Annotated in this window: 13 protein-coding genes; 8 read left to right on the top strand and 5 right to left on the bottom strand. The window is 64.1% G+C overall.

Going from position 1 to position 19,013, the window contains the following annotated elements:
* Nucleotides 1-93: 93 nt before the first annotated feature.
* From V6766_RS17430 to V6766_RS17420, 3 genes are all read right to left on the bottom strand, one after another.
* Complete coding sequence (locus V6766_RS17430) at nt 94-594, bottom strand: MarR family winged helix-turn-helix transcriptional regulator (protein ID WP_018064739.1); 501 nt, start codon at nt 592-594, stop codon at nt 94-96.
* Nucleotides 595-606: 12 nt separating this feature from the next.
* Complete coding sequence (locus V6766_RS17425; RefSeq protein ID WP_448468624.1) at nt 607-2,196, bottom strand: phytoene desaturase family protein; 1,590 nt, start codon at nt 2,194-2,196, stop codon at nt 607-609.
* 88 nt (nt 2,197-2,284) lie between these two features.
* Nucleotides 2,285-3,070, bottom strand: coding sequence for a cyclase family protein (locus V6766_RS17420; protein WP_448468622.1), 786 nt, complete (start codon nt 3,068-3,070; stop codon nt 2,285-2,287).
* A gap of 304 nt (nt 3,071-3,374) precedes the next feature.
* On the opposite strand from V6766_RS17420, the gene V6766_RS17415 reads away from it, so the two are divergent.
* Nucleotides 3,375-4,958 (top strand): phytoene desaturase family protein, encoded by a 1,584-nt coding sequence (locus tag V6766_RS17415; RefSeq protein WP_448468620.1) that lies wholly within the window; start codon nt 3,375-3,377, stop codon nt 4,956-4,958.
* 28 nt (nt 4,959-4,986) lie between these two features.
* Here V6766_RS17415 and V6766_RS17410 read toward each other — a convergent pair whose 3' ends face one another.
* Together V6766_RS17410 and V6766_RS17405 are read right to left on the bottom strand one after the other, a co-directional pair.
* Nucleotides 4,987-6,705 carry an extracellular solute-binding protein gene (locus V6766_RS17410; RefSeq protein ID WP_448468618.1) on the bottom strand — a complete coding sequence of 573 codons (1,719 nt, stop codon included), beginning with the start codon at nt 6,703-6,705 and terminating at the stop codon, nt 4,987-4,989.
* A gap of 40 nt (nt 6,706-6,745) precedes the next feature.
* A complete protein-coding gene (locus V6766_RS17405) occupies nt 6,746-7,627 on the bottom strand; it encodes an NAD(P)-dependent oxidoreductase (RefSeq protein ID WP_448468616.1) in 882 nt (293 codons plus the stop codon).
* Between the two features lie 210 nt (nt 7,628-7,837).
* Between V6766_RS17405 and V6766_RS17400 the strand changes: the two genes are divergently transcribed.
* The 7 genes from V6766_RS17400 to V6766_RS17370 all read left to right on the top strand — a co-directional run bounded on the left by V6766_RS17400 (nt 7,838) and on the right by V6766_RS17370 (nt 18,850).
* Nucleotides 7,838-8,557 carry an SDR family NAD(P)-dependent oxidoreductase gene (locus V6766_RS17400; RefSeq protein WP_448468614.1) on the top strand — a complete coding sequence of 240 codons (720 nt, stop codon included), beginning with the start codon at nt 7,838-7,840 and terminating at the stop codon, nt 8,555-8,557.
* Nucleotides 8,558-8,824: 267 nt separating this feature from the next.
* Nucleotides 8,825-10,003: a substrate-binding domain-containing protein gene (locus V6766_RS17395; RefSeq protein ID WP_448468612.1), complete on the top strand. Its 1,179-nt coding sequence runs from the start codon at nt 8,825-8,827 to the stop codon at nt 10,001-10,003.
* Nucleotides 10,004-10,071: 68 nt separating this feature from the next.
* Nucleotides 10,072-12,618, top strand: coding sequence for an ATP-binding cassette domain-containing protein (locus V6766_RS17390; RefSeq protein WP_448468610.1), 2,547 nt, complete (start codon nt 10,072-10,074; stop codon nt 12,616-12,618).
* Nucleotides 12,619-12,653: 35 nt separating this feature from the next.
* Nucleotides 12,654-13,667, top strand: a complete 1,014-nt coding sequence (locus V6766_RS17385; RefSeq protein ID WP_448468608.1) for an ABC transporter permease — start codon at nt 12,654-12,656, stop codon at nt 13,665-13,667.
* Between the two features lie 136 nt (nt 13,668-13,803).
* Nucleotides 13,804-16,755, top strand: coding sequence for a DNA polymerase I (gene polA / locus V6766_RS17380; protein ID WP_448468606.1), 2,952 nt, complete (start codon nt 13,804-13,806; stop codon nt 16,753-16,755).
* A 21-nt stretch (nt 16,756-16,776) separates the two neighbouring features.
* Nucleotides 16,777-17,121 (top strand): DMT family transporter, encoded by a 345-nt coding sequence (locus tag V6766_RS17375; RefSeq protein WP_230719126.1) that lies wholly within the window; start codon nt 16,777-16,779, stop codon nt 17,119-17,121.
* Nucleotides 17,122-17,461: 340 nt separating this feature from the next.
* Entirely contained in the window at nt 17,462-18,850 is a 1,389-nt protein-coding gene (locus V6766_RS17370) for a dipeptidase (RefSeq protein ID WP_448468604.1), read from the top strand.
* The last annotated feature ends 163 nt before the right edge of the window (nt 18,851-19,013 follow it).

The following is a 19,013-nucleotide window of genomic DNA, read 5'->3' as shown; positions in this document are numbered from 1 at the left end:
GACCTCATGTCAAAATCGCCCGGGTCAAGTTGCCCGGGCGGTGCCGGGCCCGCACCGAAATGGGCTCCATCAAGCCGGAGGGGACGCCGGCTCTCAGATCTCGTTCACCCGCACATTGCGCAGCATCTTCTGCAGCGTGGTCACGAAGGCGCGCTGTTCGTCCTCGTCGATGCCGTCGAACATCTGTTGCACGAAGCTGTGCATGGTCGGCCAGGCGGCGTCGAAGGCGAGGCGGCCTTCCTCGGTGATCGAGACGTCGCGCACCCGCATGTCCTCGTTGCGCGACTGGCGGCGGATATAGCCCTGCTCCTCCAGCGAATCGAGCGTGCGGCTCATCGTCGATTGCTCGATCACGGCGAGAACCGACAGCTCGTTGATCGTGGCCGAGGGAATGACCGAGAGCACGGCGAGCGTGCGCACCTTGGCGGTGGACATGCCGAGATGCTTCAGCTCCTCGGCGAGATTGGCGTTGTAGCGCGCCATCACCCGGTTCATCAGATAGGGCGAAAATGCGTTGAGCCCGATTTCGCCGAGGCTGCGGACGGCCTCGCCCGTCTCTCCGTCACCGTTCGGACCCGAAAAACGCTCACCCATAAACCCACTCCATTACGTCAACGAGGATGCCAGCAGAAAGCCCGAGCCGCCGCCAAGGCCCGGACCCGGATGGGTCGAGGCGCCGATATGGTAGAGGCCGGGCACGTGCGTCTTGTGGTTAACGGCGGTTTTGAACGGACGCCAGAGGAAAAACTGGTCGAGGCCGCAAAAACCGCCATAGGGATCGCCGCCGACGAGGTTCATGTTCATCGTCTCGAGATCGGCCGGCGATGACACGCTGCGGGCAATCACATTGTCAGCAAAACCCTCGATATGGGCCGCAAGCATGGCCTCGACGCGGTCGGCGAAGGCCTCGCGCAGCGCTTCCGTCCAGCGCCCGTCTTCCGGGCAATCGAGAAGGCCCGCCGCATCGCCCTTGATCTGGCGCGGCGTATCGGGAAGCTGGAGCCACAGGATCGCGCCGCCCTCCGGCGCGCGGCTTGGGTCCAGCGCCGTCGGCTGGCCGATGCAGACGGTGGGTTCCGCCGGCAGCAGTCCGCGCTCGGCCTCGTTCGCCGAACGCGACACCGCATCGAGACCGTCTGTAAGGTGCAGCAGGGCGACCTTGCCGAGTTCGTCGCCCGCCTTCCATTTCGGCGGCGCTTTCAGCGCGTAATGGATCTGCATGTTGCCCTTGCCGTAGCGATAGGATTTCAGTCCTTTTTCGACATCGGCGGGCATGGGTTTGCCGGTCTCGCCGAGCAGGCGCTTGTAAAGCTGGTCGGGCGTGACGGAGGCGATCACGCCGCGCCGGGCCTCTATCTCCGTACCATCGGCGAGCCGGACGCCCTTCGCCTTGCCGTCCTTGCCAAGCGTAATGCCGGCGACATCGCATCCGGTGCGGATATCGCCGCCATTGTCGCGGATCAGGCGCTCGAAGGCGCGCGTCAGGTTGACCGCGCCGCCCTTGACGATCGGGCAGCCGGCAAGCTCGATCGCAAAGCCGATCACCTTCAGCATTTCCGCCGAATAGCTTGCCTCGGGCGACAGGCCGCAATGCAGCACCCAGGGCGCCCACAGCGCTTTCGCCTCGTCAGAAGCGTAGGTGGTTTCCAGATAGCCGCGCGCGGGCGTCAGCGCCTCGCCGAACCATGCGGCTAGGCCGCGCGGGCCGCGCTTCCAGGCTTCCTTCAGCATTTTCTTCGCGGTCGCGCCCGACCAGAGATTGCCGCCGAGCAGCGAGAACACGAAATCGGCGTCGCCCGCCATCGCCGCCATCTCGGCGTCGAAGGTCTGGCCGTCGCCTTCGGCCTTTGCGTTGAACGCATCGATATTGCGTTTGCGGTCCATGGCATAGATCAGGTGGCTGCCGTCTGGCCGCAAGACCCCTGTCGGGGTGTCGGTGTGGCAGAACTCCGCGCCGCGGGCGGCGAGATCGTCGCCAAGTGCCGCGAAGGCCGGCGAGGTGAGGAATAGCACCATGGTGGTCGCCATCACATCGTGCAGGTAACCGGGCGCAGTCACCTCCGCGGTTAGCAGGCAGCCGCCGATGGTGTCGTTGCGCTCCAGCACCAGCACGCGCTTGCCGGCCTTGCCGAGGAGCGAGGCGGCGACCAGCGCATTGATGCCGCTGCCGATGATGATGTGATCGAAATCCGCCAATGTGATCCCCCGTTCCAAAAAGCCGATAAGCGCCCCGACGCGGCACAACATTGTCGCGTCGGGGTTTATATCAGAGCGTCAGCGCGCCTCAGGCGATCAGCGCCAGCGCCCGCACCGGCGAGCCGGTGCCCTTCACGAACTTCAGCGGCGCCGCGATCAGGATCGCGCCCTTGGCGGGAAGCTGGTCGAGGTTGGAGAGGCTGGCAAGGCCGTATTTGTTGTGCTTGTGCATGAGGTTATGCGCCGGGAAGGGCGGCTCCATGCCGCCGGCGGAACCGGCATCGGTGCCGACGGTTTCCTGGCCCCAGCCGATAATCCCCTTCGAGAGCAGGTACTCGATCGCCTCGGCCGTCGGGCCGGGGGAATGCGGGCCGTTCTCGTCGGCGTTGAGGAAGGTTTCGGTGGAGCCGTTGCGCTTGTACCAGTCGGTGCGCATCACCACCCAGCTACCGGCCTCGATCTCGCCGTGCTCGGCTTCCCATTCCTTGATGCTGTCGACGGTCAGGAGATAGTCGTGATCGGCCTCGGCTTCCTTCGAACGGTCGATGACGTTGACCGGGGCGACGAAATTCTGCGGCTTGATCGTGTCGGTGGTGTTGTCGGGATTGTCCTTGCCGGTGATCCAGTGACAGGGCGCGTCGAAATGGGTGCCGGTATGCTCGCCAAGCTCGATCCAGTTCCATGCCCAGAACGGCCCGTTCTCGTCATACTGGGAAATCTTGTGCACCTTCACATTCGGCGTGTTCTGGCCGAATTCCGGCGGCAGGTAGAGCACCGGCGTTTCCGGGCCGAGCGGCGCGGTAATGTCGACAACCTTGACCGACCCCGACAGCAGGGCGGAGGCGAGGCTTCCAAGCACGGACATGTCATTCATGATAATCTTCCCCTTTGTCGCCCGGAACCGGTGCCGGCGCTTCGCGCGGTCTTGATCGACCGGTCTTGTAGCGGACGTTGCCGGAGAGCCTATGAAAGAAAATATGATAATGCAAGGATCATGGTGACGCGGATGCATTTCTTGCGGGCGCGCGGCGCGGCCTGTCGCAATCGGAGGCAAATGCCGAAATCATTGGCAGATTGGCAATTCTGCCAGCGGCTATTGCGCTTGCCGCCGAAAAAATGTTCTTCTGCTGCGTGTGAATTATGTATGCATATAGGTATATTGGTTCGGGGGAACGCGGATGGCGACGACGATGGATTATGATGCGGTGATCATTGGGGCGGGCCACAACGGCCTTGCGGCGGCCGTCCATCTGACGGCGAAAGGCTGGAAGGTCTGTGTGGTCGAGGCGGCCGAGGAGGCTGGCGGCGCGGTGAAGACCGCGGAGTACACCGAGCCCGGTTTCCGGCATGATTTCGGCGCGATGAACCTCTCGATGTTCGCAGGCTCCGCCTTCTTTGCCGCCCATCGCGAGACGCTTTCGGCGGCGGGGCTGGAACTGGTGCCGGCGCCCCATTGCTTTGCCAGCGTCTTCCGCGATGCGACGGCGCTTGGCGTCGGCACGGATGTCGCCGCGACAAAGGCCGGCATTGCGGCGCTGTCGCAACAGGACGCCGAAGCCTGGGAGCGGATGCTTGCCGATTTCTCCCGCGACGCGCCCCATATCTTCGCGCTGATGGGCGCGCCGATCCCCTCCTTCCAGACGGCAAAGGCGGTGTGGAAGGCCTGGCGGGCACTCGGCACGGCAGGGCTCTACCGGTTGGCGCGGCTGCTGCTGGCGACCCCGCGCGATTTCCTTGACCGGCATTTCGAGAATGAAAAGCTCAAGGTGATGATGGCCGCCTGGGGCCTGCATCTCGATTTCGCGCCGGATGTCGCCGGCGGCGCGCTGTTTCCCTATCTGGAATCGATGGCCAACCAGGCCTTCGGCATGGTGATCGGCAAGGGCGGCGCCGACACGATCATCCGCGCGATGTCGCGGGTGGTGGAGGATGCCGGCAGCGATATCCTGCTCGGCGAGCGGGTCGTGGGCGTGGAACTCGATGAGGCCGGCAAGGCGAGAGGCGTGTCGCTCGCCAACGGCCGGACGATTTCCGCCCGCAAGGCGGTGATTGCCAATGTCCACCCCAAGCTGCTGTTCGGCGACCTCGTGCCGAAAAACAGCCCGCTCGGTGATCTTGGCGACACGTTCGACAAATTCCGCGCCGGCCCCGGCACGATGATGATCCATCTGGCGATGGACGATCTGCCAGCGTGGTCGGCAGGCGCCGAACTCAGCGACTATGCCTATATCCACATCGCGCCCGACATGCGGATGATGTCGCGGCTTTATGCCGAGGCGATGGACGGGCTGTTGCCCGCCGAGCCGGCGCTTGTGGTCGGCCAGCCCTCGGCGGTCGACCCCTCGCGCGCGCCGAAGGGCAAGCATGTGCTGTGGGTGCAAGTGCGGGTGCTGCCGGCCGAGATCAAGGGCGATGCGGCGGGTGAAATCAGCGAGACCGACTGGGATACGGTGAAACATGCCTATGCCGAGCGGGTGCTCGATATCATCGAGACCCATGCGCCGGGAACACGGGCGAAGATCCGCGCAAGCGCCGTCTTCTCGCCGCTTGATCTGGAGCGGGAAAACCCCAACCTGATTGGCGGCGACAGCTTGTCCGGCTCGCACCATCTCGACCAGAATTTCCTGTTCCGTCCGCTCGCCGGATACTCGCGCTACAAGACGCCGGTGCCCGCGCTCTACATGTGCGGCGCGGCGACATGGCCGGGGGCCGGCACGGGCGCCGGCTCCGGCTACATGCTGGCGAAGATGCTGGCGGGATAGCGGCGGCATCCTTCGGATGCGGCAACGATCAGGCGTAGCTCTCGGCGGCCGTCTGGCGGGTCGAGAGCAGGCCGTCGATGGCGCGCTGGGCGCGTTCCAGCGCCGCGCGGTCGGTGATTTCGCCGCGCAATGCGGCGTGGATTTCGCGGCCGAGAACGGCCTCGATCCCATGATATTCCGGTACGGCCGGGCGCGACCAGGTGCACACCGAATTGGACTTCAGCAGCCGCGCGACCACGCCCATGACCGGCGAACTCGCGGCGGCCTCGGGGTCGGCGGCGACCGAGAAGCGGGGCGCGACCGGAAAGCCTTCCGAGACATGCTCCTTCATGACCTCCGGCGAGCACATCCAGCTTATCGCGTCGAAGGCGAGGGCCACCCGGTCCTCGTCGAGATTGGTCGGTATCATCAGATGGAATCCGCCGACCGGATTGGCATGCATCCCGGCCTTGCCCTTGGGCTGTTCCAGGTAACGCATGCGGCGCGAGACCACGGATTTGACGTGATACTCCATCAGGGCTGCATGCATCGACCAGCAATAGCCCATCACCGCCTTGCCGGTCAGCAACGCCTCCACCCGGCGGTCCCAGTCCATCTCCAGAATGTTCGGTTCCGATACGTCGACGAGGCGGTGCATATAGTCCAGCACCTCGAAGGCCTGGTCGGTCAGCACCTGGCCGCGTAGCTTGTCGGAGACGAGATCATGCATCGGCATGTGGATGCGTCGGCGCGGCAGGTTGAGGCAGGCGGCGTTGCAGGAGCCGAGCAGCACCATGAAGGTGCTGGCGATCGGCATGCCTTCCGCAGCGTTCCACGCAACCCCGTAAAGACCTTCGGAGGGCCGCTGCAGGGCGCGGGCGGCATCGATCACCTGATCGAAGGTGCGCGGATAGGGATGGCCGGCGCGCTCGAAAATGTCCTGCCGGGCGAGGAACAGCTCGACCGTGGTGTAGATCGGCACGCCGTATTGCGTGCCCTGCCAGGCGCCGGAATCCCAGACCATCGGCGAGAAGTCGAGCGGCTGGATCCGGCTGCCGGCGATCAACTCGTCGAGCGGGCGCACCAGACCGCGATCGACAAGATCGCCGACCCAGGGCTTGTTGACGCAGATGACATCGAATTCGGAACTCTTGCGCTGGCCGTTCTCGATGATCCGGTCGTAGAGCTGCGGCAGCGGCAGGAGGTCGACATTCTGGATCGAGCCGATATTGGCCCTGAGATCGGCCCAGGTGTTGCGCAGCGCCTCGAAGTAATTGTCCCTGCGGAACAGGAAGCGCAGTTCCTTGCCCCCGGAAACGTGGTGGCTCTGCAGGCGCGGCGGCGGGATGACGACGCGGGAGAAATTGGAGCCGCCGAAATAGAAGCCGTCGACATCCTCATCGGAATTGATGGTGCCGAAGGTGCGGCCGATTACGGCCTTGACGCTGCGGCAATAGGCCATGAATCGCTCCTGCAGCTTCTCGCTCGGGCGGACATAGAAGCTGCGTCCGGTGGCGGTGCGCGGATCGAGCACGATATTGCCATCCTCGATCATCTGGCTGACATGGCGCATGGCGGTGACGAAGGGCACGCCGCCGCTTTCGGCGAGCGCGCTCTTGGTGATATCGCGGCCGGTCAGATGGGCCTGCATCAGCGACAGGGTCAGCGCGAAGACCGGGTCGCCCCGGCTTTCGGCCACGACAGCGCTGAACGGCCCGTTGAGGTCGTTCAGGAAATCGATGATGCGCAGCATCTCATATTCGGTCATCGGCGGCTCCCTCCCAAGGACCCTTCCATGCGCCGGCGCTCTAGCCGCCGCGCGGCGCGTGGTCCCTGATCCAGTCCACCAGCGCGAAGAAATCGCGCCCCTCCATGCCGTCTTGCGCCGCCGCTTCATACTGTTTCAGGATCAGGGCGCTCACATCCATGTCTATATGCTCGCTTTTCGCTGCAGCAAGAATAAGCGAGAAATCCTTCACCATCTGGTCGAGCCGAAAGGCGGGCTCGGAGGCATCGACCACCACGGTCTCGCGCTTGTAGCCCAGCAAGGGCGAGTTGACCGCGCTTTTGAGGATGACATCCATCATCTGCGCGCGATTGAGACCGCCATGCTCGCCAAGCAGGATCGCCTCGCCGAGAACCGACGCGGATGCTCCGACAAGCGTGTTCAGCACCAGCTTCATGAATCGCGCCTCGTCGGCGGGGCCGAGGTAGAAGCGTTCGCTCGAAAACAGCTTCACCAGCGGCTCGACTTCCGCCCAGGCGCTCTCGTCGCCGGAGGCGAGCACGGTGAGGTTTGCGGCGGCGGCGATCGTGGTGCTGCCGGAAACAGGTGCGCGCAGATAGCGCATGCCATGCTCGGCAAGCACGCGCGCGGCGTCTGCCGAAGCCTGCGGGCTGACCGTGCTGGTGTCGATCAGGATGGCGTTCTGCGCCATCGCCGGCGCAAGCGCGGAGACCACGCTTGCAAGTGCTGCATCATCCGGGATGGAGGTGAAAACCACATTGCAGGCGCCGCCAACCGCCGCGATGCTCCCGGCCGCCCGTGCTCCCTGCGCTTCCATGGCCGCGCTGTTTTCCGGCCGGGCGTCGAAAACGGTCACGTCGATGCCGCCCTTCAGAAGATGGCCCGCCATCGGCGCGCCCATTTTTCCGACGCCGATCCAGCCGACCGCATTTGTGGCAGACATGCCTTTCCTCCTCGATTCCGTTTTTCGTGAAACTACGGCCTCTCTTGCGGCGCCGGGCTGGCAGTTTCGACCAAACTGGAAAAATTTCATCGCGGGCGCTTCGAAACTTGCGCTGAACTCTTCCGGATCGGGGCTTCCGCGTCGTATCATAATACGGTATTACACGAATATGGTGCTTGGAGGCACTCATTTTTATCGGGAGGAAAATTCATGCGGCTTGAAGGAAAAGTGGCGCTGGTAACCGGTGCGTCGCGCGGGATCGGTCTCGGCGTGGTCGAGCGTTTCAGCGAGGAGGGCGCGATCGTCTACGCCGGCAGCAGCAGCAATCCGCCGGGGATCTATCCGGAAGGCGTGACCGGGCTGAAACTCGACGTCGCGAACGAGGATGACTGGGCGAGCGCCATCGAACGGATCATCGCCGAGCAGGGCCGGATCGACTGCCTCGTCAACAATGCCGGGATCGCGGTCTATGACGGCGTGGCGGATGGCTCCACGGAGAACTGGCGCAAGGTTCTGGGCGTCAACCAGGATGGCGTGTTCTTCGGCATGCGCGCGGTGATCCCGCACATGCAGTCGAAGAAAACTGGATCGATCATCAATATTTCCTCGATCTGGGGCAAGGGCGCTGTGCCGGGCGCGCACGCCTATCACGCCTCCAAGGGCGCGGTGGTGATGATGACCAAGAACGCGGCGATTACCCATGTCGGCGACGGCATCCGGGTGAACTCGGTGCATCCGGGCTTCATCGATACGCCGCTGACCCAGGCTCAGGACCCTGAAATCAACAAGTTCGTCATCGGCATGACGCCGATGGGCCGTGCCGGCACCCCGCGCGAGATCGCCAATGGCTGCCTGTTCCTGGCCTCCGACGAGGCGAGTTTCGTCACCGGCGCGGAACTTGTCATCGATGGCGGCTATCTGGCGCAGTAGCTGGACGCGGCAAAAATTTCCGGAATGGGAATCTTGCGCCGCCGCAATGCCGGCGGCGTTGGCACATTCAGGGGACGCGATCGGCGGGAGGGTTTTATTCATATTGACGTATGACCGTAATACCGTAATATAGTATGCATGATTGACGGCGGCCATTCGAGGAGGATGGCCGCGCGGTCGTCGCTCCCGCCAAGCCAAGGAGGCAGGGCGGGCGGCGATCCGGCCGGCCGGAATGGACCGGCCTCCAAACCAGGGAGAGGAACTGCCATGACCTATCTTAACGGCCTGAAGAGGCCTGTCCGCGCGACAGCGCTCGCGCTGCTCGCCCTCGGCCTGCCGGCGGCGGCAAGCGCCCAGTCGGCCGAGGAGCTGCTGCAATCGCGTCTCGGCACCACCGATGTCGGCCCGATCTTCACCGAGACCTTCGACAGGGCCGCGCTTCCGGTGAGCGACGAGATGCGCGCCAAGGCCATTGAATGCTGGAAGAACAACCAGTGCGACACCGGGACCGGTGGCGAGTTGACAGTCGCCTATGCCGACGGCTTCGGCGAGAACGTGTGGCGCGAAGTCACCAAGATGGAATTCATCATGCAGGCGCTGACCTATCCGGAGGTCGGCCACATCGTCTACACCTCGGCGCGCGGCGACGCCGCCAAGGCGCTGTCCGATTTCCGCGCTTATATCGCGCAGGGCGTCGACGTGATCGTCACCTTCGCCGACCATGGCGAGGCGCTCGCCCCTTCGATCCGGGAAGCGACCGAATCCGGCATCACCGTCGTGCTGCATAACGGCACGGTCGCCGGCACGCCGGGCGAGGACTACGTCACCAATATCTCCGAAAACATTTGCGATCTCGGCAAGGAATTCGTCAAGGCGATCCGCACCGGCAATCCCGATGCCGCCAATATAGCTGCCCTCGGCGGCACGCCCGGCAATCCGCTGTCTTCCACCTGGCAGGGCTGCGCCAAGGAAGAGGCGGCCGCGATCGGCGGCCTCGAGATCGTCGCCACCGAGGATACCAACTGGACCCAGGAGGGCACGTTCTCGGCCGTCTCCGCGATCCTGTCGCGCTTCGATGACATCGACGGCTATATCTACGACTATGCCGACGGCTTCCGCGGCGGCGTGCGCGCCTACCAGTCGGCGGGCAAGCCGCTCGATATCGTGGTGGCGCTGCGCACCGACGAGCAGGGCCTGTTCTGCGACATGAAGGCTGCGGAAAACCCGAACTTCAAGATCTTCTATTCCTCCGGCCAGAACTATCAGGCGCGCCTCGCGCTGACGGCGGCGATGATGTCGCTTGCCGGCGAGGAGATCCCGGCAAATCTCGACGTGCCGTTCTCCATGAAGCAGGCCTCTGCCGACCAGTGCGACCCGAGCCTGCCCGATGAGGTTTCGGTTTCGACCATGGTCGATCCCGATACGCTTAGGGCCATGTTCAACTGATTATCGCATTCGGCATGGCGGGCGGTTTCCGTCCGCCATGCGTCTTGTTCATGAGGGGAGGGTAACCCATGTCCGAAATCGTCCTGTCGATGCGCGATGTTTCGAAAACCTATCCGGGCGTGAAGGCGCTGGATGGTTTCAGCTTTGATTGTCGCGCCGGCGAGGTGCACGCCATTCTCGGCGAAAACGGCTCGGGCAAGTCCACCCTGATGAAGATCGCCTCCGGGGCGATCGCGCCGAATGGGGGCACGGTCGAGATCGCGGGACAGACGCTGGAACGCGCCGATCCGCGCAAGGCTCTCTCCTTCGGGCTTTCCACCGTCTATCAGGATGACAGTCTTGTGCGCGAACTGACGGTTGCCCAGAACCTTTATCTCGCCACCGCCCCCGGCGAAGTGCCCAATCGCGCCATGACCGCCTGGGCGGAGGAGAAACTCGCCCCTTACGGCCTCGGCATCTCCGCCAAAAGCCTGGTTGGCGATCTCACGCCCGCCCATCGCCAGTTCGTCGAGATCGTCAAGGCGCTCCTGTCCGAGCCGCGCGTTCTGCTGCTCGACGAGCCGACCTCGACGCTGGACCATGACGGCGTGGCCCATCTCAGCCGGATCGTGCGCGAGCTCGCGGCGCAGGGAACCGGCATCGTCTATGTCAGCCACCGCCTGCCGGAAATCCTCGATCTCGCCGACCGCGTCACCATTTTGCGGGACGGCGTCCATGAGGGGACGTTCGAGGTGACCAGCGAAACCTCCGAGCATGAGCTGGTCTCGCGCATGATCGGCCGCGATGTCGAAAGCGAATATCCGGCAAAACCCGGCACAATCGTGCATGATCCGGTGCTGGTGGTGGAAGGTCTCAACGGCGGCGGCTTTGATGACATTTCCCTTGTCGCCCATCGCGGCGAGATCGTCGGTTTCGCCGGCGCCGAGGGCAACGGTCAGCGCGAGGCGCTGCGCGCCATTGCCGGCCTTCACCCGAGCCATGCCGGGACTGTGACCTGCCTGGGTCGCACCGTGGACGTGACCGAGCCGCGCCACGCGCTGCGCTCCGGCGTGCTCTGCCTTTCTGCCGACCGGGCAGGCGAATCGATCTTCCCCGATCTCGGGGTGCGTAAGAACATGACGCTGCCGCGGCTTCGCGATTTCGTCCGGCGCGGTCTGGTCTCGTCGCGCGACGAGCAGCGCCGCGCCGAGGAAATGCGCGACGAGTTCGGGGTCGTCGCCGCCACGCTGGAGACGCCCGTCAGCGGGCTTTCCGGCGGCAACCAGCAGAAGGCGGTGCTGGCGCGCTCGTTCCGCGCCGATGCCGATGCCGTGTTGATCGACGAGCCGACGCAAGGGGTCGATGCCGGGGCGCGCCACGATATCTATCAGGCGATCCGCGCCAATCTCGGCGAAAGCGGCACGCTGGTGATCAATTCCTCCGATGCGCAGGAGCTTGCCGGCATCTGCGACCGGGTGCTGGTGTTTTCGCGCGGGCGGATCGTCGCCGAGCTCACCGGCAAGGAGGTGACCGAGGAGAATATCGTTTCCGGCTTCCTGCGCGCCCGCGATGCCAAGCAGGCAAGCGAGGAGGCTCCAGGTGCGCTGTCGCAGGTGTTCCGCACGCTGATTTCGGGCTCGAATATCTGGTGGGTGCCGCTGGTCTTCCTCGCACTGCTGACGCTGATCGTCGGCGGCTATGCGGCAATCGAGAGCAAGGTGTTCCTGCGCACGGTCAACATCCGCTACATCCTGCTGGCGACCGCGCCGGCGGCGCTCGCGGCCATGGCGCAGCTCCATGTGCTGCTCGTCAGGGGGCTCGACGTCTCGGTCGGCTCGATGATGAGCCTCACCGTGGTCGCCGCCTCCTACATGATCGCCTTCCAGATGCCGATCCCGATGCAGATCCTCGGCGTTCTCGCTTGCCTCGGCATCGGTCTGCTCGTGGGTCTCATCAACGGCTCCCTGATCCGCTTTGCCAATATCAACGCGGTGATCACCACCATCGCCATGCTCTCCGTTCTTCAGGGCGCGGCGCTCTTGGCGCGTCCAATCCCGGGCGGCATGATCTCGCAGGAATTCACCGGGCTGATGAAGGAACGGATCGGTTTCCTGCCGGCCTCGATCTTCGTGCTCGTCGCCGTTGCCATAGCGCTCGATTTCTGGCTGCACCGGACCCGGTCCGGCCTTGAGGCAAAGGCTGTGGGTTTCCGCGAGGTCGCGGCCCAGCGCAACGGCGTGCGCGTCGATCTCGTGCATGTCCGCGCCTATGTGTTCGCCGCGCTGATGGCGACCGTCGCTGGCTTCTTCCTTGGCTCCGAGGTCGGCGTCGGCGCGCCGACGGTCGGCGCCAATTACGCGCTCACCTCGATCGCGGCCGCGGTTCTTGGCGGCGCGGCGCTGTCGGGTGGTCGCGGCTCGTTTGTCGGTGCGCTGTTCGGCGCGCTGTTCTTCGCGCTCATGGTCAACGTCATCACGCTTCTCGGGCTTTCCACCGCGTTCGGCATCATCGCCGGCGGCGTCATGACCCTGCTTGCGATCTTCCTTTATTCCGGGCTCGGCGAGTTTGAGGCGCTGCTGCTTTCGGCCATGCGACGACGCAGGGTGATTGCGCCGGCAGAAAAGCGAGCGGCGTGATGCCGGCCGGGGTTTCCAACAATGATGAGGGTAAAATGACCGAAACAGGCGTGATATCATCATATCGGCCCACGTCGCGGGCCGGGCGCGGCGGCAAGGGACGGGTGCCCGTGATCCAGATGCAGTTTGCGGCGATCTGGATCGCGCTTGCCATATTGGTCGCGCTCTGTGCGTTGTTTCTGCCACGCAGCATTTCCGGCACATCGGTCACCAGCATCCTGCCGTTCGCGAGTTTCCTCGCCATTGCCGCCATGGGGCAGGCGCTGGTGCTGATGGCGCGCGGCATTGATCTCTCCGTGCCGGCGATCGTGACGCTGTCGAGCACGGTGCTGCTTGGAACGTCCGGTGGCGCGGATGGCTCAGCCGTCATCGGTACGGCGCTGGCGCTGGCCTTTGCCATGATGGTCGGCCTCGTCAACGGCGTGCTGGTCGCGTGGCTGAAGCTGAACGCGCTGATCGTCACGCTCGCCACCGGCGCGATCGTCGCCGGCCTCACGCTCTGGTATCGCGGCTCGCTTCCGGCCGAAGCCGGGGTGCCGACCGTGCTTGCCGAATTCGGCGAGGCCCGTTTTCTGGGCCTCAACACCACGATCTGGATCACGATCGCGCTGACGGTGGTGCTGACCGTTCTCCTGCGCCGCACCCAGCTTGGCCGAAGGTTCGAGGCCGTCGGCGCCAATCCGCGCGCGGCCTATGCCACCGGCGTCGAAATCCGCCGCTACCAGGCGGGCGCCTTCGTCGCCGCCTCGCTGCTTTACGGCATTGTCGGCGTGCTGCTCTCCGCCTTCATCCGTAACCCGACGCTCGATGTCGGCAATCCCTATCTGCTGGCGCCGATCGCCGCGGCGGTGCTCGGCGGCACGGCGATCTCCGGCGGCATCGGCTCGATGATCGCGGTGGCGGGCGCGGCCCTGTTTCTCACCCAGCTCGGCCAGGCGCTGAAGGTCCTGGGGCTTGAGACCTCCTGGCAGATGATGTTCCAGGGCGTCGCGATCGCGCTCGGCATGTTCCTCTCGGAAGTGCAGACCCGCAAGCGCCGGGGCGGGTAGAGCCCGGACAGACCATCGATTTTCCCCGGCGGGTTTTCCCGCCGGTTCCGCCGGATGCCTCGGCGCGGCTTCAAAAGCCGGGTGACCGGGATTGCGGGCCATGGACCTTTGCCGCCCGAGCGGCTATGGATTCGCCATGAAAAAAGACGATCACCTTTTCCTGATTGACGGCTCGGGCTTCATCTTCCGCGCCTTCCACGCGCTGCCGCCGCTGACGCGCAAATCCGATGGCCTGCCGGTGGGCGCGGTTTCCGGCTTCTGCAACATGCTGTGGAAGCTTCTGACCCAGGCGCGCGACACCTCCGTTGGCGTCACGCCGACGCATCTGGCCGTGATCTTCGACTATTCCTCGAAGACCTTCCGAAAGGACATCTATCCCGATTACAAGGCCCATCGCCCGCCGCCGCCGGAGGATCTGGTGCCGCAATTCGCGCTGATTCGCGAGGCGACCCGCGCCTTCAACCTGCCCTGCATCGAGATGGAGGGCTATGAGGCCGACGATATCATCGCCACTTATGCGCGGATGGCGGTGGAGGCGGGCGGCGACGCCACCATCATCTCCTCCGACAAGGATCTGATGCAGCTCGTCGGCCCCAAGGTCCACATGTATGACGGCATGAAGGACCGCCAGATCGGCGTGCCGGAAGTGATCGACAAATGGGGCGTGCCGCCGGAAAAGATGATCGACCTGCAGGCGCTGACGGGCGATTCGGTCGATAATGTGCCGGGCGTTCCGGGCATCGGCCCGAAGACGGCGGCAACGCTCTTGGAGGAATTCGGCGATCTCGACAATCTGCTCGCCAATGCCGAGCAGATCAAGCAGAACAAGCGCCGCGAAAACATCATCGCCAACCGCGATCTGGTTCTGGTGTCGCGGCAACTTGTGACGCTGAAGCAGGATTGCCCGATTGATGTGCCGCTCGACGCGCTGTCGCTGGAGCCGCAGGACGGGCCGAAGCTGGTCTCCTTTCTGAAGGCGATGGAATTCAACTCGCTGACAAGACGCGTGGCGGAAGCGACCGGCGCAGAGGCGCAGGCGATCGAGGCCGCGCCCGTCAATGTCGAATGGGGTGCCGAGGCGCACGGGCCGGATCTCGATCCGGGCGATGGCACGGCTCCGGCCGCAGCGCCCGCGCCCGGCGCGACCGACGGCAAGCGTCCGGCCGATCTTGCCGCGGCGAGGGCCGCGCGCTTTGCTTCGCTGCCGATCAAGCACGAAAATTACGAGACGATCCGCGATCTCGTCACGCTGGAAGGCTGGCTGGAGACGGCCCGCGAGCGCGGGCTCGTCGCCTTCGACACCGAGACCACCTCGCTCGACGCGATGCAGGCCGAACTTGTCGGCTTCTCGCTGGCGCTTTACGACGAGGATGCTCCTGATGACGGCGCGGTGATCCGCGCGGCCTATGTGCCGCTCACCCACAAGGCCGGCCAGGACGATCTGCTCGGCGGCGGGCTTGCCGAGGGGCAGATCCCGTTCGACGCAGCACTTGCGGCGCTGAAGGGCCTGCTTGAGGACGAGGCGGTTCTGAAGATCGCCCAGAACCTCAAATATGATTATCTCGTGATGCTGCGCCACGGTATCACGGTGAAGAATTTCGACGACACCATGTTGCTCTCCTATGTGCTCGATTCCGGCATGGGCGCGCATGGCATGGACGCGCTGTCTGAAAAATGGCTCGGCCACCAGCCGATCCCCTACAAGGAGGTCGCCGGTTCCGGCCGCAACATGGTCACCTTCGATCATGTCGATATCGACCGCGCCACGGCCTATGCTGCGGAAGATGCCGATGTGACGCTCAGGCTCTGGCTGGTGCTGAAGCCCCGGCTTGCCGCCGAACGGGTGATGACCGTCTACGAGCGGCTGGAACGGCCGCTGCTGCCGGTGCTTGCGCGCATGGAAGAACGCGGCATCTCGGTCGACCGGCAGATTCTGTCCCGCCTTTCCGGCGAACTGGCGCAGAAGGCGGCAGCGCTGGAAGACGAAATCTACGAACTTGCCGGCGAGAAGTTCAATATCGGCTCGCCCAAGCAGCTTGGCGACATCCTGTTCGGCAAGATGGGGCTTCCCGGCGGCAAGAAGACCAAGAGCGGGCAATGGTCGACCGCCGTGCAGGTGCTGGACGATCTGGCGGCTCAGGGCCTGCCGCTGCCGAGCCGCATTGTTGACTGGCGGCAGATGACCAAGCTGAAATCGACCTATACCGATGCGCTGCCGGGCTATATCCACCCTCAGACCAGGCGCGTCCATACCTCCTATTCGCTGGCTTCCACCACGACCGGGCGGTTGTCCTCGTCGGAGCCGAACCTGCAGAACATTCCGGTGCGCACCGCGGAGGGCCGCAAGATCCGCACCGCCTTCATCGCCAATCCGGGCCACAAGCTGCTGTCGGCGGACTACAGCCAGATCGAGCTTCGGGTGCTCGCCCATGTCGCCGATATACCGCAGCTCAAGCAGGCTTTCGCCGATGGCATCGACATTCACGCGATGACGGCCTCGGAAATGTTCGGCGTGCCGGTGGAAGGCATGCCGGGCGATGTGCGCCGGCGCGCCAAGGCGATCAATTTCGGCATCATCTACGGCATTTCCGCCTTCGGCCTTTCCAACCAGCTCGGCATCGAGCGCTCCGAGGCGAGCGACTATATCAAGCGCTATTTTGAACGCTTCCCCGGCATCCGCGACTATATGGACGCCACCAAGGAGCGGGCGCGCGATGTCGGCTATGTCGAGACGATTTTCGGCCGCAAGATCCATTATCCGGAGATCAAATCCTCCAACCATCAGGTCAGAAGCTTCAACGAGCGCGCCGCCATCAACGCGCCGATCCAGGGCTCGGCGGCCGATATCATCCGCCGCGCCATGACCCGGATCGAGCCGGAACTTGCCGAGCAGGGCCTTGCCGACCGGGCGAAGATGCTGCTTCAGGTTCATGACGAACTGATTTTCGAGGTGGAAGACGACGCGGTGGACAAGGCTCGCGCCGTGATCGTCGACATCATGGAAAACGCCGCCATGCCCGCCGTTTCGATGGCGGTTCCGCTCAAGGTCGATGCCCGCGCCGCCCACAACTGGGACGAGGCGCACTGAGTTTTTGAAGAAGGAACGGACATGAACCCTGCACTCGCGGCCTATGGCGCGCTCGGTATCGCGATCGTCTGCGAGGTGATCGGCTCGACGCTTCTGCAGAAATCCTACGGCTTTACCCGGCTTTTGCCGACGATCGGCGTCGCGGTGTTCTACATCATCGCCTTCTTCTGCCTGTCCCAGGCGCTGAAGACGATCCCGCTCGGCGTCGCATATGCGATCTGGGCGGGGCTCGGCATCGTGCTGACGGCGGCCGTCAGCGTCATCGTCCTGCGCCAGAACCTCGATCTCGCCGCCTGGGTCGGCATCGCCATGATCGTCGGCGGGGTGCTGGTGATGAACCTGTTCTCCAACGCCGCCGGCCATTGACAGCGCAATCGTCGAAATTTTGCTTCAGATTACTGATTTGTAACGAAACTCGGCTGCCGCTTCCCTTGAATCGACACATTTCAAGGTACATTTACTAACCAACGGCGCTTGATCACGCCGCTGTTCGAAGAAGGCCCGTCCCCCGCCTCTTCGGACAAAAGGACAAAGGCTCCATCCCCCTCTCCGGCCTTTGTCCAAAAAAGCAGCCGCCATGGTCAGTCCCCCCCTCCAGGCCATGGCGGCTTTTTCTTTGCCCGCTTCCCACCCTGATCGAGGTTTTCATTCGCTGCTTGCTGGCCTATGGTCCGTCCATGATTTGCCCGCCTATCGGAGGTTCCCCATGGCCCAGCTAGACGCGATTTTGAAGCGCGCCGACGACAACCTGCCCTCAAGCCTCGACAAGCTGTTCGCCCTGCTGCGAATTCCGTCGATCTCCACCGATCCGGCCTACAAGGAAAAATGCACCGAGGCCGCCGACTGGCTGGTCGCGGAATTGAAGACGCTCGGCTTTCTGGCCGAGGCCCACAAGACCAAGGGCCATCCGATGGTGGTGGCGACCAGCGAGAATGCGCCGGAAGGCGCGCCGCATGTGCTGTTCTACGGCCATTACGACGTTCAGCCCGTCGATCCGCTGTCGCTGTGGGAAGACGATCCCTTCGACCCCAAGGTCAAGGACAGTGCGGCCGGCACCAAGGTGATCACCGGACGCGGCACCAGCGATGACAAGGGACAGTTGATGACCTTCCTCCAGGCCTGCCGGGCCTATCGCGAGGAAAATGCCGAACTGCCGGTGAAGATCACGATCATGTTCGAGGGCGAGGAGGAATCCGGTTCGCCCTCGCTGCCGGCCTTCATCGAGGAGCACGGCGACCTGATCAAGGCCGATTTCGCGCTGGTCTGCGATACCGGCATGTGGGACCGCGAGACGCCGGCGATCGCCGCCACGCTACGCGGTCTGGTGGGCGACGAGGTGGTGATCAAGGCCGCCGACCGCGATCTGCATTCCGGCTTCTTCGGCGGCGCTGCCGCCAACCCGATCCATATCCTCGCCGACATCCTCGCCGGCCTCCACGACGAGAGTGGCCGGGTGACGCTGCCCGGCTTCTATGACGGCGTCGAGGAAACGCCTGAGGACGTGAAAAAGGGCTGGGAGCAGCTCGGCGAGACCGACGAGCGCTTTCTGGGCGAAATCGGCCTTTCCAAGCCGGCCGGCGAAAAGGGCCGCTCGGTGCTGGAGCTGACCTGGACCCGCCCAACGGCTGAAGTCAACGGCATTACCGGCGGCTATACCGGCGAGGGCTTCAAGACCGTGATCGCGGCACAGGCCTCCGCCAAGGTCTCGTTCCGCCTCGTCGGCACACAGGACCCGGTGAAGATCCGCGAAAGCTTCCGCGCCTATGTGCGCTCGAAACTGCCAGCAGATTGCAGCGCGGAATTCCATCCCCATGGCGGTTCGCCGGCAATCCAGCTCGATTACAACGCGCCCTTCCTGAAGAAAGCGCAGGCAGCCCTTTCGGAAGAATGGCCGAAACCGGCCGTGGTGATCGGCATGGGCGGCTCGATCCCGATCGTTGGCGATTTTCAGCGCAAGCTCGGCATGGATTCGCTTCTGGTCGGCTTCGGCCTCAACGACGACCGCATCCATTCGCCCAACGAGAAGTACGAACTGACCTCGTTCCACAAGGGCATCCGCTCCTGGATCCGGATCCTCGACGCGCTTTCGCGCTGAGGGGAGCGCAGTTCATAATCTCTCCCCTTGAGGGAGAGATGCCTCGACAGGCTCGGAATTTGCGGTTTCTGCCCTTTCTATCGCTTTCGCGACATCTCCCCCCTTGAGGGCAGGGGAATCGCGTATGGCTTTTAAGCTATTGAATATTTGACGCAAATCGATT

It is taken from the genome of Martelella sp. AMO21009 (assembly GCF_053484295.1).
The sequence above is the reverse complement of the archived record's forward strand: the minus strand, read 5'-3'. Positions and strand labels throughout refer to the sequence as shown.